Source organism: Streptomyces sp. NPDC006393 (assembly GCF_040628575.1).
Taxonomy (GTDB): domain Bacteria; phylum Actinomycetota; class Actinomycetes; order Streptomycetales; family Streptomycetaceae; genus Streptomyces.
Map to the genome: position 1 here is coordinate 34770 of NZ_JBEXZD010000040.1, position 14077 is coordinate 48846.

Here is a 14077-nt window from a genome sequence, read left to right on the forward strand (position 1 = left end):
CGACGATACCTCCGCCGCCGTGCGTCGGCGCGTGCAACGCACCGCGGGGGCGGGTCCGCATCTCAACGGACCTGCCCCCGCGGGAGAGTTCACCTCCCGGCCGGGAGGCCACCGCTCGGCGGTGTGTGGACGGTCAGTGCATGACCGCCATGGCGAGCGCACGGCGGGCGCGCAGCGAGGCACGCTCGGCACGACGCTGCATCCGGCGGGCGGCCACCAGACGCATGGCCTGGCGTTGCCCCTCCGCCTCCCTCAGTCGTTCGTGCATATGCGCACGAGCCATGGCTTCGGGGATGAGTTGCATCTCTCGGGTCCTGTTCTGACGCGAGTCGTTCGCGCCGGTGGTGGTGACGTCTTCGGTCGCGGAGCCTGCGGGCTCGCTGGTGGACGGCTTCATCGGGGCCTGCTTCTGGGGGTCGTGCGTGAGGGGGCGGTCGATCGTTCCTGCGGTGTTCATGCCGTGACCGGGTTCTTGCGCGGGCGGCCACGCGGCCGCTTCCGGGCGACCACAACACCCTGGACGAACAGCTCGCCACCCCAGACACCCCAGGGCTCACGCCGCTCCTTGGCGCCGGCGAGGCAGGCCTCGATCAGCGGGCAGGTGCGGCAGAGGGACTTGGCGTACTCCACGTCCGCCGGCGACTCGGCGAAGAAGACCTCCGGGTCGTAGGAGCGGCACGGGACGGGCACGCCGAGGTTCTCGATGGCGTCGTCGAGCGCGGTGAGCGCGGTGAGCGGGATCAAGGTGGGGTCCTCCGTGAGACCGGGCTTGGGGATCGTGTCGGAAGGCGGTACGGACGGGGCGTGCGCTTCGAGTTGCACGGTTCGTCTTCCTCGTCTGGTCGGTCCGGCCGGTCGGCCGGGTGTCGGCTGGGTACCGGGTTCTTTTCTTGTCCCGAGGCCCCTTCGGTCCGCCGTCCCCGTTCGGGGAAAACAGAAGGGCCGCGGATCCCGGATGGGGTTCCGCGGCCCTGAAGGCGCCGGCCTGATCGGCGATCAGGCTGGATCACTCCAGGGTTTCGGCCCACGGAAGGCCCACATCAGGTGGTGGTGCTGCGTCGTCTGCTTCCGGCTTCCGGCACCGGCCGCCGTAAAGGCATAGGCCTGCGCCTGTGCCGCTACTGCTTCCAGTGCCTTGGTCGGTCGCTCATTGCGCTCACGGATGGGAAGACCCGCGAGAGACACAGAGGACGCCGGACGCACGGCACGAATGCCGGACAGACCGGTGCCCTGGTCCGAGACGCCGAGCATGCACAGGGAGGCGACCGAGCGATCGGTCATTTTGGCGGTGCTGAAGAAGCTGCTCTTGATGCTGATCACTGGACTCGCCTCCTCTCGGCGTCTAGGGGACTGGGGTGAGCCAGTCCGTTCAGATGTGCAAGTACAACACGGAATCAGGGCCTCAGGAAGACCGCTGTTCCCGTGACCAAGAACCTATGGGGATGGACGGGGCGTGCGCAAACTATTTTTTCGACGAGTTCGTATCAGTCCTCGGCGTCTCCGGTCGCACACGGCTGACCTGCGCAGATGGCGAGAACGTCGGCCCCGTGGCGGCGCAGCTTGCGCATGCCGACCCCGGGGATGCGCGCGAGCTCCCGCTCGTCGTCCGGGACCGCCTCCGCGATCGCCATCAGGGTCCTGTCGGTGAAGACGCAGAACGCGGGCTGCCCGGTGCGCCGCGCCTGCTCCTCCCGCCACTCACGCAGCCGCTCGTAGAGGCCCTCGTCCATGTCGGAGGGGCAGTCGTCGCAGCGCATCAGCTTCATCTCGCCGGCGTCGGTCAGCGTGCGGCCACACACCCGGCACCGGGCCGGGGTCCGCTGGGTGCGCCGCGGCACGGTCTCCGGCGTCCCTGCCGTGCCAGCCGTCCCCGCCGTCCCCCCGGACAGGGCGACCCCGCGCTCGATGCCGCCGGTGGCCCCGGTCGTGGCACGGCCGGCCGTGGCGGCGGACCCGGGACGCAGTCCGTCGAGGAAGCGGCTGGGGCGGCGGCTGGGACGGCCGCCGGGCGAGCGGCACAGCGACCAGGAGACGTGCAGCCGCTCACGGGCGCGGGTGACGCCGACGTAGAGCAGGCGCCGCTCCTCCTCGATCTGCTCGTCGGTTCTGGCGTAGCTGATCGGGATCATTCCCTCGGTGACGCCGACGAGGAAGACGACGTCCCACTCCAGGCCCTTGGCGGAGTGCAGGGAGGCCAGGGTGACGCCCTGCACGGTGGGGGCGTGCTGGGCGCCGGCCCGCTCGTCGAGTTCGGCCACGAGGTCGGCGAGGGTGGCGCCGGGGTGGGCGGCGGCGAAGTCCTGCGCCAGGTTCACCAGGGCGGCCAGCGACTCCCAGCGTTCTCTGACGGCACCCGAACCGGCCGGGGGCTGCGGGGTCCAGCCCTCGCCGGAGAGGACGGCACGCACCTGCGACGGCAGATCCACGGCCTCGTCGAGCAGGGAGTCGTTGGACCCGAAACGGGCGGCGCCACGCAGGGCGACACCGGCCTTGCGCACCTCGGGGCGGTCGAAGAAACGCTCGGCGCCCCGCAGCTGATAGGGCACGCCGACGTCGGCGAGGGCCTGTTCATAGGTCTCGGACTGGGAATTCGTCCGGAACAGGACCGCGATCTCGCTCGCCGGGACCCCGGAGGCGACGAGGTCCCGGATACGGCGGGCGGCGCCCTCCGCCTCGGCGGGCTCGTCGGTGTACTCGGCGAATTCGGGCTCCGGCCCGGCGGCCCGTTGGGAGACCAGTTCCAGCCGGTGGTCGGCGGCACGGCCGCGGGCCTGGGCGAGCAGTCCGTTGGCCAGATGGACCACCTGGGGAGTGGAGCGGTAGTCACGGACCAGCTTGACCACGGTGGCGCCGGGGTGGCGGGCGCGGAAGTCGAGGAGGTGGTCGGGGGTTGCGCCAGTGAACGAGTAGATGGTCTGGCTGGCGTCGCCGACGACGCACAGGGTGTCCCGGTCGCCCAGCCACAGCTCCAGCAGGCGCTGCTGCAGCGGGCTGACGTCCTGGTACTCGTCCACCACGAAGTGCTGGTACTGGGCGCGGACCTGTTCGGCGATGTCACGCCGGTCCTGGAGGATGGCGACGGTCAGCAGCAGGACGTCCTCGAAGTCGATGACCGAGCGGTCCCTCTTGAGGTCCTCGTAGACGGAGTAGAGCTGGGCGACCTCGGCCGGATCGCGGGGGACCTCACGGCCGGCCTTCGCGGCTGCGAGGGCGTAGTCGGCCGGGACGGTCTGGGTGACCTTGGACCATTCGATCTCCGCCGAGACGTCCCGCAGCTCGCCCCGGTCGAGGCGGACACGACAGGCGGCGGCCGCGTCCGCGACGAGCTGGATCTTGCGGTCCACGAGTCGGGGCATGCCGCCACCGACGGCTTTCGGCCAGAAGTACTGGAGCTGGCGCAGGGCGGCCGAGTGGAAGGTGCGGGCCTGGACCCCGTGAGCGCCGAGCTGACGCAGCCGGCCGCGCATCTCACCGGCGGCGCGGTTGGTGAAGGTGACGGCGAGCACGCTGGAGGGCTGGAGGATCCCGGCCCGCACCCCGTACGCGATGCGATGGGTGATCGCGCGCGTCTTGCCCGTGCCGGCGCCGGCGAGCACGCACACCGGACCGTGCAGCGCGGTGGCGACCTCGCGCTGCTCGGGGTCGAGCCCTTCGAGCACCGCGTCGGCAGAGTCCGGTACGTGCGGGAAGAGGGTGGAGTGCGTTGCTGCTGTCACATGGCCATGCTGCCAGGTCGCGGGAGACGGGTGAGCCGGTTGTCCACAGGTGGCCCCTTGCGGTCGTACTAATGCGACAGGCGTCACGCGGCCGGGCCCCATACCCCCGGTGGGAATGCCGTGCCCGTGCCGTACGTTCCCTCACTGCGACCATGACGTCCCGACCCGCCGAAGGAGCGCGAGACATGCCGGGCACTGTGACGATGTACAGCACCACGTGGTGCGGCTACTGCCGCCGGCTGAAGAGCCAGCTGGACCGCGAGGGCATTGGGTACACCGAGATCAACATCGAGCAGGACCCGGAGTCCGCGGCCTTCGTCGAGAAGGCGAACGGCGGCAACCAGACGGTCCCGACCGTGCTCTTCGCGGACGGATCGACGCTGACGAACCCGTCGCTGGCCCAGGTGAAGCAGAAGATCGGCGTCTGAGTCCGGCGCCCGGACCAGGTGACAAGGCGGCCCCCGAGAATCCCGGGGGCCGCCTTCGTCGTCGTGGTCCCTCAGACGACACTCCTGGTGGGCAGGGGCTTGCCGTACCAGAGTTCGATCAGACGGGCCGCGATGGAGATGCCGTACGGGGGCAGGACCTCGCCGGAGTCGAAGGCCGCGCGCAGCTCCTCGCGGGAGAACCAGCGGGCCTCGTGGATCTCGTCGCCGTCGACGTCGATCTCGGTGGAGGTGGCATGGGCCATGAAGCCCAGCATGAGGCTGGAGGGGAACGGCCAGGGCTGGCTGGCGACGTACTCGACCTGGCCGACGGCGATGCCGACCTCCTCGTGGACCTCGCGGCGCACCGACTGCTCGATGGACTCGCCGGGCTCGACGAACCCCGCGAGGGTGGAGAAGCGGCCCTCGGGCCAGTGCACCTGACGGCCGAGGAGGATGCGGTCCTCGTCGTCGGTGACGGCCATGATCACCGCCGGGTCGGTGCGCGGGTAGTGCTCGGCGCCGCAGGCGGGGCAGCGGCGGATGTGGCCGGCCGCGGCGATCACGGTGCGCTCGCCGCAGCGGGAGCAGAAGCGGTGCAGTCGCTGCCAGTTCTCCAGGGCCACCGCGTGCACCATCAGGCCCGCGTCGCGGGGCGGAAGCAGCAGTCCGGCCTCGCGCAGGCCCGCCGGGCGGGCGGACTGGTCCATGCGGCCGGGCAGGGAGTCCTTCTGGAGCGCGAAGTAGCTCACGCCCTCCTCGTCGGTGCCGAGGAAGTAGCGGTGCGCCTCGGTGAGGGGGGCTTCGAAGGACGGGGTCATGACGAGTTCGGTGCGGCCGTCGGGCGTCTCGTCGATGAGCACCTGGCCGCCGGAGACCACGAAGCAGCGGGTGGTGGGGTGGCTCCATGCCGCGGCGAGCCAGGCCTCGTCGAGCCGGTGGTGGGCGGCCCGGTCGATGCCGCTGGGTGCGGTGAGCGAGATGGGTCGGTCGGCGGTGTGGTCGGTCCAGGTGGTCACGAGTGCTTCCAACTCCCCCGGTGGAACGGTGGTTTCGGCGACGGTTCAGCGGGACGTACGGCGGGAGGCGACCAGGTCCGGCGGCGCCTGGAGATGCCGGGCGGCCTCTCCAGTGTGCCCCGCGCGGGCGGGTGCCCCGGACGGCGGCCGCCCGTCAGGGCGCATCGCGCCAGTGCTCGGCGAGGTCGGCCCACAGGTATGCGCTGGTCTCGACGCCCTTGAGCAGAAGGTCGAGCTCGACCTTCTCGTTCGGGGCGTGCCAGCCGTCGGACGGGACGGAGATGCCCAGGAAGAGCACCGGTGCGCCGAGGACCTCCTGGAGGTCGGCGGCCGGTCCGGAGCCGCCTTCGCGGGTGAAGCGGACCGGGGTGCCGAAGGCACGGCCCATGGCCCGGGTCACGGACCGCAGCGCCGGATGCTCCAGCGGGGTCAGGCAGGGGCGGGTGGCCGCGCCGAACACGGTCTCGTGCCGGATCCCGTCGGGCACCTGCTCGTCGACCCAGGCGCGGACGGCCTTCTCGATGTGGTCGGGGTCCTGGCCCGCGACCAGGCGGAACGACAGCTTCACCATCGCCGTGGACGGGATGATCGTCTTGCTGCCGGGGCCCTGGTAGCCGCCGCCGATGCCGTTCACCTCCGCGGTGGGGCGGGCCCAGACGCGCTCCAGGGTGGAGTAGCCCTCTTCACCGTGGGCGGCGTGGGACTTGGCGGTGCGCAGCCACTGGTCCTCGTCGAAGGGCAGCTCGGCGAAGAGTTCGCGCTCGCGCTCGGTGAGCTCCACGATGCCGTCGTAGAAGCCGGGGACGGCCACGCGCGCGTGCTCGTCGTGCAGGGCGGCGACGAGGCGGGCGGCCGCGGCCGCCGGGTTGGGCACGGCGCCGCCGAAGGAGCCGGAGTGGATGTCCTGGTCGGGGCCGGACAGCCGGATCTCGCACTCGGCGAGGCCGCGCATGCCGGTGCACACCGTGGGGGTGTCCTCGGACCACATGCCGGTGTCCGAGACGATCACCGCGTCGGCGGCGAGCCGGCCGGCGTGGCGCTCGACCAGCGCCCGGAAGTGCGGGGAGCCGGACTCCTCCTCGCCCTCGATCAGCAGCTTGAGGTGCACGGCCGGGGTGGCGCGGCCGGTGGCGGCGAGGTGGGCGCGGACACCGAGTGTGTGGAAGAACACCTGGCCCTTGTCGTCGGCGGCCCCGCGCGCGTAGAGGCGGTTTCCGCGGACGACCGGCTCGAAGGGCTCGCTGTCCCAGCCGTCCTCGCGGGCGGCGGGCTGGACGTCGTGGTGGCCGTAGACGAGGACCGTCGGGGCGTCGGGGTCGTCGGAGGGCCATTCGGCGAAGACGGCCGGGGCGCCCTCTGTCTGCCAGACCTCGGCGGTGGTGAAGCCGGTCTCCTTGAGCTTGGCCGCGAGCCAGTCGGCGCTGCGCCGTACGTCGGGCGCGTGGTCGGGCTGGGCCGACACGGAGGGGATGCGCAGCCACTCGACGAGGTCGTCGAGGAAGGCGGCGCGGTGCTGCTCGATGTACGTGCGGACGGCGCTGTCCGGGGTCTGGCTCATGGTCCCGAGCCTATCGGCACGCGATGACATCCTGTTCGGGCGGTTCGTCACACTGTGGCTCGCCCCGCGGTTCCTCGAGGAGCAGCCGCTCCAGTGCGGCCCGGTCCGGCAGGCCGTCCGGTCGTACCACCTCGCCGGTGCGCACGTACAGGAACGCGGCACCGACCCGCTCGAGCGGGACGCCGTGCCGCTCCGCCCAGGCCAGCCGGTACACGGCGAGCTGGAGCGGGTCGGCGGTGCGCCCCCGGCCGGTCTTCCAGTCCACGATCTCGTACGTCGCCTCCTCGCCGTCGCCCTCCTTGTAGACGGCGTCGATCCGGCCGCGGACGACGCGGCCGGCGATCTCCAGCTGGAAGGGGGCCTCGACGCGGTGGGGCGTGCGGTGCGCGTACTCGGTGCGCTCGAAGGCCTCCTTGAGGGCCTCCAGATCGCGTTCGTCGGCGATCTCCGCGTCGGAACCGGGCAGCTCCTCGGGCTCCAGCATGGGCAGCGTGAGCTCTTCGAAGCGGGTCTCGACCCAGGCGTGGAAGCGGGTGCCGCGGCGCGCCGCGGGTTGTGGGGGGCGCGGCATGGGGCGCGCGAGCTCCCGCGCGAACCCGTCCGGGTCGGCGGCCAGACGCAGTAGCTGCGAGGCGGTCAGGGTCGTCGGCAGGGGTACGTCGGTGACGCCCTGCCGGGCACGCCGGAGCTCCCCGGTGAGCGCGTCGAGGTCGCGGTCCCAGGAGGCGACGAGGCGGGTCTCCTCGGGGGTGAGCGGCTCGGTCCGGGGCTCGGGTGCGGGCTCCGGTGGGGCGCTGCGCGGTGCGGTGCGCGGTGCGGGAGCGTGCCGGCCGGGCGCGGCGGGGTCCGGCGGTGCGGCCGGCGGCCGGTCCGGTGCCGTCGCCTGGTGCGGGACCGTGGGCTGGTGGGGGATCGCGGTCTGGTGGGGGGTCGTGGGCTGGTGGGGGGTCGTGGGCTGGTCGGGGGCCGTGGGCTGGTCGGGGGCCGCGGGACGGTCGCTGCTCCAGGAGTCCCAGTCGCCCGGGTCGTCCTCGAAGGAGACGTCCTCGTCGTGGGGCGGTTCGTCGTCGAAGGGCGGTTCCTCGCCGTAGGGCGGTTCCTCGCCGTAGGGCGGTTCGTCGTCCTCCGGGGGCGAGGGCCAGTCCGGGTCGTCGTGGGACTCCGGGTCGTGTACGGCCGGACGGCGGCCGTCCGCGCGCGCGGCGAGGTCGTCCAGGTGGGCCAGGACGGTCGCGGCGGCGGCGCGGCGGCGGGTCAGGGCGGCCTCGTCCAGGGGCAGCGGCCAGACCTGGTCGGCCGCTGCCTGCCGCAGGGCCGGGTTCTCCTCGTCCTCCTCGGGCTCCTGCGCCCAGGCCTCGATCTCGCCGTGTCCGGCGGTGCAGTGGTCGTACAGGGCCTGGAGGAACTCGGAGGGGCCGCGGGGCTTCTTCTGGCTCGGGCCCCACCAGTGGCCGGAGCCGAGCAGCAGGGAGCGGGGGCGGGTGAAGGTGACGTAGCCGAGCCGCAGCTCCTCGGTGTGCTGGTGGTCCTTCATGGCCTCGTGGAAGGCCTTCAGGCCGCGCGCGTCCCAGCCGTCGACGTCGGGGAGGGTGGCGGCGTCGCCGCGCAGGGCGTGCGGGAGGACCTTGCCCTGGCTGGTCCACTTCTCACGGCCCTGGGCGCTGGGGAAGGTCCCCGTGACCAGGCCGGGGACGGCGACGACGTCCCACTCCAGGCCCTTGGACTTGTGCGCGGTGAGCACCTTGACCGTGTTCTCGCCGCCGGGCAGCGCGTTGTCCAGACCCTTCTCGTACTGGGCGGCGGTGCGCAGGAACCCGAGGAAGGCGAGCAGGGTCGCCTGACTCTCGTTGGCGGCGAAGGAGGCGGCGACGTCCAGGAAGTTCGACAGGGTCTCGCGGCGGCGGGCGGCCAGGGCGTGCGGGGAGGCGGACAGCTCGACCTCCAGGCCGGTGACGGCCAGGACCCGGTGCAGGACGTCCATGAGCGGGTCGGACAGCGAGCGGCGCAGGTCGCGCAGTTCGGCGGCGAGCCGGGCGAACCGCACGCGCGCCTCCGGCGAGAACGGCAGTCCGTCGTCGTCTCCCCGGCCGGGTGCGCCGTTCAGGGGCGTCTCCAGGAACGTGTCGAGGGCGTCGGCGAGCGAGATGACCTCGGCCGGGTCGACGCCCTCCACCGCCTCCGCGAGGCGGCGGTCCGGGTCGCCGTCGGCGCCCACGCGCGCGTGCGCCACGAGCAGCCTGGCCCGGCGTCCCAGGAGCGCGAGGTCGCGCGGGCCGATCCGCCAGCGCGGGCCGGTCAGCAGCCGCACCAGGGAGGCGTTGGCGCCGGGGTCCTGAAGGACCTCGCAGACGGCGACGAGGTCGGCGACCTCGGGCAGGTGCAGCAGCCCGGACAGGCCGACCACCTCGACCGGGACGTCCCGGGCGACCAGGGCGCCCTGGATCTCGGCGAAGTCGGTCGCGGTACGGCACAGGACGGCGATCTCACCGGGTGCCTTCCCCGTCCGCACGAGGTGGGCGATGGAGTCGGCGACCCATTCGATCTCCTCGGCGTGCGTGCGCAGCAGCGCGCACCGCACCAGCCCGTCGCGCTCGGCTCCGGGGGCGGGGCGCAGGGCCTCCACGCCCGCGTGCATGGCGCGCAGCGGCGCGGCGAGGCCGTTGGCGAGGTCGAGCAGACGACCGCCGCTGCGGCGGTTCTCGCTGAGCGCCTGGCGCGTGGCGGGGCGGCCGTCGGCGTGCGCGAAGTGCTCGGGGAAGTCGTCGAGGTTGGCGACGGATGCGCCGCGCCAGCCGTAGATGGCCTGGCAGGGGTCGCCCACGGCGGTCACGGGGTGGCCGGTGCCGCCACCGAAGAGGCCGGCCAGCAGGATGCGCTGGGCGACCGAGGTGTCCTGGTACTCGTCCAGGAGGACCACCCGGAAGTCCTCGCGCAGGATGCGGCCGACCTCCGGGAGCTGGGCGAGCCTGGCCGCGAGGGCGATCTGGTCGCCGAAGTCGAGCAGGTCCCGCTCGCGCTTGACGGCCCGGTAGCGGAGCACCAGCCCGGCCAGCTCGCGGCGGGCGGCGGCGGTCTCGGGGACCTTGCGCAGGTCGGCGTTGGACAGCTTGGCGCCTTCGAGGGTGCGCAGCAGCCCGGCGTCCCAGGTGCGCAGGTCCTCGGGTGTCACCAGGTGTTCGGCGAGCTCGGCGTCGAGGGCGAGGAGGTCGCTGACGAGGTCGGGAAAGGAACGGGTCAGCGCCGGGTACGGGCCCGGTGCCTCGCGCAGCACACGCGCGGCGAGCTGGTAGCGGGTGGCGTCGGCGAGCAGGCGGGTGGTGGGTTCGAGTCCGATGCGCAGCCCGTGGTCGGTCAGCAGGCGGCCGGCGAAGGCGTGGTACGTGGAGATCACCGGCTCGCCCGGTGGGTTGTCCGGGTCGATGACATCGGGGTCGGTGACGCCCGCCTTGATCAGCGCCTTGCGGACGCGCTCGGCGAGCTCCCCGGCGGCCTTGTTGGTGAAGGTCAGGCCGAGGACCTGTTCGGGGGCGACCTGACCGGTGCCGACCAGCCACACCACGCGGGCCGCCATCACGGTCGTCTTCCCGGACCCGGCTCCGGCCACGATCACCTGCGGGGCGGGCGGCGCGGTGATGCAGGCCGTCTGCTCCGGGGTGAACGGAATCCCGAGGAGCTCCTTGAGCTGCTCGGGATCGGTGATACGGGCGGGCACGTCGAAGAGGCTAGCGGCGGCCACTGACAACCGATGCCCGAGTCACTCTCAGGGGCGGAGAAAGCGCAGGTCAGCACACGTGGTGCCGTACGTCACGTACGTCACTCGACGACGTGGCGTCCCTCCGGCCGGGCGCTGCACGAGGCCCGGAAGGCGCAGTGCGCGCAGTGCTGGCCGGCGGTGGGCGTGAACCGTTCGTCGAGGACCTTTCCGGCGGCGGTGGCCAGCAGGTCGCCGACCCACTCGCCCTCCAGCGGCTCCTGGGCCTGCACCTTGGGCAGGCTGTCGCCGCCGTCCCGTTTGGCCGCGCCCTGGCGCAGCTGGACGAGCTCGGCGCCGCCCGGCTCGGGGCGGCTGCCGTCGAAGGCCTCGTCGACGGCGCCTTCGCGGACGGCCAGCTGGTAGACGGCCAGCTGCGGGTGGCGGGCCACCTCGGCTCCCGTGGGCGCCTGTTTGCCGGTCTTGAAGTCGACGACGTAGGCGCGGCCGTCGCGGTCGGCCTCCACGCGGTCCATGGAGCCGCGGATGCGCACCTGGTAGTCACCGGCCCCGAGAGTCACGTCGAAGTCGTGCTCGCTGGCCACCGGGGTGCGGCCGGTGCGCTCCAGAACGTGCCAGCGCAGGAAGCGTTCGAGCGCCACGCGCGCGTGTTCCTTCTCCTGGGCCGACTTCCAGGGCGCGTCGAAGGCGAGCGCGTTCCACACCGTCTCCAGGCGTTCCATGAGGACGGCGAGGTCGGCGGGGGTGTGTCCGGACGCGACCTCGTCGGCCAGGACGTGCACCACGTTGCCGAAGCCCTGGGCGGCGGTCGCGGGTGCGTCGGCCTTGACCTCGCGGCCGAGGAACCATTGCAGGGCGCAGGTGTTGGCCAGCTGGTCGAGGGCGCTTCCGGACAGCACGACCGGCTGGTCGCGGTCGCGCAGCGGCACCTTGCTCTCGGTCGGCTCGGCCATGCCCCACCATCGGTAGGGGTGCGCCGAGGGCACCAGGGGACGGCCCTCGTCGTCGGCGAGCGCGGCGAGCCGGGCCAGCCTGCGCGCGGCGGCCTGCCTCAGGGCGTCGGACACGCGCGGGTCGACGGTGGTGGCCCGCAGTTCGGCGACCAGTGCCGCCACGGCCAGCGGGCGGCGGGGGCGTCCGGTGACGTCCTTGGGTTCGACGCCGAGTTCGGTGAGGAAGCGGGACGGCTGGTCGCCGTCGTCCGCGGGGGCCTTCACCGCGGTCACGACGAGCCGGTCACGCGCGCGCGTGGCGGCCACGTAGAACAGCCGGCGCTCCTCCGCCAGCAGGGCCCCGGGCGTGAGCGGCTCGGCGAGGCCGTCGCGGCCGATCCGGTCGGCCTCCAGCAGGGAGCCCCGGCGGCGCAGGTCCGGCCACAGTCCCTCCTGGACGCCCGCGACGACGACCAGGCGCCACTGGAGGCCCTTGGAGCGGTGGGCCGTCATCAGGCGTACGGCGTCGGGGCGCGGCGCGCGCCGCGTGAGCGTGTCGGCGGCGATGTCCTGGGCGTCGATCTCCTCCAGGAAGTTCAGGGCGCCCCGGCCGCCGGTGCGCTCCTCCGCGCGGGCGGCGGTCGCGAACAGCGCGCAGACGGCGTCCAGGTCCCGGTCCGCGTTGCGGCCCGCGGCGCCGCCGCGCCGGCTGGTCCGCTCCAGGCGCTCGGGCCACGGCGTGCCCTCCCACAGGTCCCACAGCGCCTCCTCGGCGGTGCCGCCGCCCGCCAGGCGCTCCCTGGCCTTCCTGAGCAGCGCGCCCAGGCGCTGGGCGCCCCGCGCGTACGCCGGGTCGTGCGCGACGAGGCGCTCCGGTTCGGCCAGGGCACGCGCCAGCAGTTCGTCGGAGGGCGGTGGCAGGGGGTTGCCCGCGGTCCGTTCCTCCTCGCGCAGCGCACGGCCCAGGCGGCGCAGGTCGGCGGCGTCCATGCCGGCGAGCGGCGAGGCGAGGAGGGTGAGGGCGGTTTCGGTGTCGAGCCAGCAGGAGTCGGCGGCCTCCGGTTCCGGGTCACGCCGGTCCGGGTGCGCTGTCCGCTCAGTCTGCTCAGGCTCGGTCGTGTCCGGCTCGGTCGTGTCCGGCTCGGTCGTGTCCGGCTCGGGGCGCTGGGCCTCCCCGGTCGTGTCCGGCTCGGTCGTGTCCGGCTCGGGGCGCTGGGCCTCCCCGGTCGTGTCCGCCTCGGGGTGCCGGGCCGCATTGGCCGTCTCCCCTTCGGGACGCCGGGCCGCCTCCGCCGTCGCCACCGCGCGCAGCGCCGTCAGCAGCGGTGCCACCGCCGGTTCGTGGCGCAGCGGCAGGTCGTCGCCGTCGACCTCCAGGGGCACGCCCGCGGCGGTCAGGGCGCGGCGGAGCGTCGGTATGGTGCGGGCGCCGGCGCGCACCAGGACGGCCATCTCGCTCCAGGGAACCCCGTCCTCCAGATGGGCCCGGCGCAGGATGTCGGCGATGTTGTCCACCTCGGTGCCCGGCGTCGGGTAGGTGTGGACCTCGACGCGACCGCCCTCCCGTGCCGCGATCAGCTCCCGGTGTGCGCGGACCTTGTCGCCCGGGAGCCGGGTGAGCGGCATGCGCTGGGTCAGCAGGCGGGTCGCGGCCAGCAGTGCCGCGCCGGAGCGGCGGGAGGTGCGCAGCACCGCGACGGGCGCGGGACGGCCCTCCGCGCGCGGGAAGGTCTGCGGGAAGTCGAGGATGCCGTTCACGTCCGCGCCCCGGAACGCGTAGATCGACTGGTCGGGGTCACCGAAGGCGAGCAGGGTCCGGCCCTCCCCAGCCAGTGCCCGCAGCAGGCGGACCTGAGCCGCGTCGGTGTCCTGGTACTCGTCGACGTAGACGGCGTCGTACTGCGCGGCGAGCCGCTGGGCGACCTCGGGACGGCGGGCGAGGAGCACCGCGCGGTGGACGAGTTCGGCGTAGTCGAGCACGCCCTGGAGATCCAGGACGTCGAGGTACTCCGCGAGGAAGGCGGCCGCGGCCTGCCAGTCGGGGCGGCCGATGCGGCGCGCGAAGGACGCCAGCGCGTCGGGGCCGAGGCCCAGTTCGCGGCTGCGGGCGAGGACCGCGCGGACCTCGTCGGCGAAACCGCGGGTGGTCAGGCAGGCGCGCAGCTCGTCGGGCCAGCGGACGTGCGCGAGCCCCAGTCCCTCCAGGTCGACCTGGCCCGCCAGGAGCTCGCGGACGGTCACGTCCTGTTCGGGCCCGGACAGCAGCCGCAGCGGCTCCACGAACAGGCCGCTGTCCTGGTGGGCGCGGACCAGGGCGTAGCAGAACGAGTGGAAGGTGGTCGCCCGAGGGGCGCGGGCCGCGCCGGTGCGCAGCGCCATGCGGTCGCGCAGTTCCATGGCCGCCTTGCGGCTGAACGTCAGCACAAGGATCCGCTCGGGGTCCTGGCCGCGGGCGATCCGGGCGGCCACGGACTCGACCAGGGTGGTGGTCTTGCCGGTGCCCGGGCCGGCGAGGACGAGCAGCGGGCCGTTCTCATGGTCAACCACAGCGCGCTGTGCGGCGTCCAGACGAGGGGGATCCGGCTTGGCCGGCGGGGTACGCACCAGTCGGTAAGCGCCACGGTTCCCCTGGCGCACCTGGGGGTGCGTCAGGCGCCTGGTGGAGGAAGAGGAGCTCACGTGGTTCGCCGGTCCTGGTGGGAGTGCTGGGGTCTG

The 14077-nt window shown here is 73.5% G+C and carries 9 protein-coding genes; 1 reads left to right on the plus strand and 8 read right to left on the minus strand.

What is annotated here, in order from left to right; translation table 11 throughout:
- Nucleotides 1-133: 133 nt before the first annotated feature.
- The 4 genes from ABZ484_RS18770 to ABZ484_RS18785 form a co-directional block, all read right to left on the minus strand.
- Nucleotides 134-457: a hypothetical protein gene (locus ABZ484_RS18770; RefSeq protein WP_358866992.1), complete on the minus strand. Its 324-nt coding sequence runs from the start codon at nt 455-457 to the stop codon at nt 134-136.
- A complete protein-coding gene (locus ABZ484_RS18775) occupies nt 454-822 on the minus strand; it encodes a WhiB family transcriptional regulator (RefSeq protein ID WP_358866993.1) in 369 nt (122 codons plus the stop codon). The genes ABZ484_RS18770 and ABZ484_RS18775 overlap by 4 nt, the downstream gene beginning before the upstream one ends.
- A gap of 174 nt (nt 823-996) precedes the next feature.
- Entirely contained in the window at nt 997-1320 is a 324-nt protein-coding gene (locus ABZ484_RS18780) for a hypothetical protein (protein WP_358866994.1), read from the minus strand.
- 164 nt (nt 1321-1484) lie between these two features.
- Nucleotides 1485-3818, minus strand: coding sequence for an ATP-dependent DNA helicase UvrD2 (locus tag ABZ484_RS18785; protein ID WP_358866995.1), 2334 nt, complete (start codon nt 3816-3818; stop codon nt 1485-1487).
- Between the two features lie 83 nt (nt 3819-3901).
- On the opposite strand from ABZ484_RS18785, the gene ABZ484_RS18790 reads away from it, so the two are divergent.
- Nucleotides 3902-4144, plus strand: a complete 243-nt coding sequence (locus ABZ484_RS18790; RefSeq protein WP_030183332.1) for a mycoredoxin — start codon at nt 3902-3904, stop codon at nt 4142-4144.
- Nucleotides 4145-4215: 71 nt separating this feature from the next.
- Here the strand turns inward: ABZ484_RS18790 and nudC are convergent, their stop codons facing one another.
- From nudC to ABZ484_RS18810, 4 genes are all read right to left on the minus strand, one after another.
- Nucleotides 4216-5160 carry an NAD(+) diphosphatase gene (gene nudC, locus ABZ484_RS18795; RefSeq protein WP_358866996.1) on the minus strand — a complete coding sequence of 315 codons (945 nt, stop codon included), beginning with the start codon at nt 5158-5160 and terminating at the stop codon, nt 4216-4218.
- Between the two features lie 154 nt (nt 5161-5314).
- Nucleotides 5315-6718 carry a dipeptidase gene (locus tag ABZ484_RS18800; protein WP_358866997.1) on the minus strand — a complete coding sequence of 468 codons (1404 nt, stop codon included), beginning with the start codon at nt 6716-6718 and terminating at the stop codon, nt 5315-5317.
- Nucleotides 6719-6728: 10 nt separating this feature from the next.
- Nucleotides 6729-10430, minus strand: coding sequence for an ATP-dependent DNA helicase (locus tag ABZ484_RS18805; protein WP_358866998.1), 3702 nt, complete (start codon nt 10428-10430; stop codon nt 6729-6731).
- A gap of 101 nt (nt 10431-10531) precedes the next feature.
- Nucleotides 10532-14041, minus strand: coding sequence for a UvrD-helicase domain-containing protein (locus ABZ484_RS18810; protein WP_358866999.1), 3510 nt, complete (start codon nt 14039-14041; stop codon nt 10532-10534).
- Nucleotides 14042-14077 lie beyond the last annotated feature (36 nt).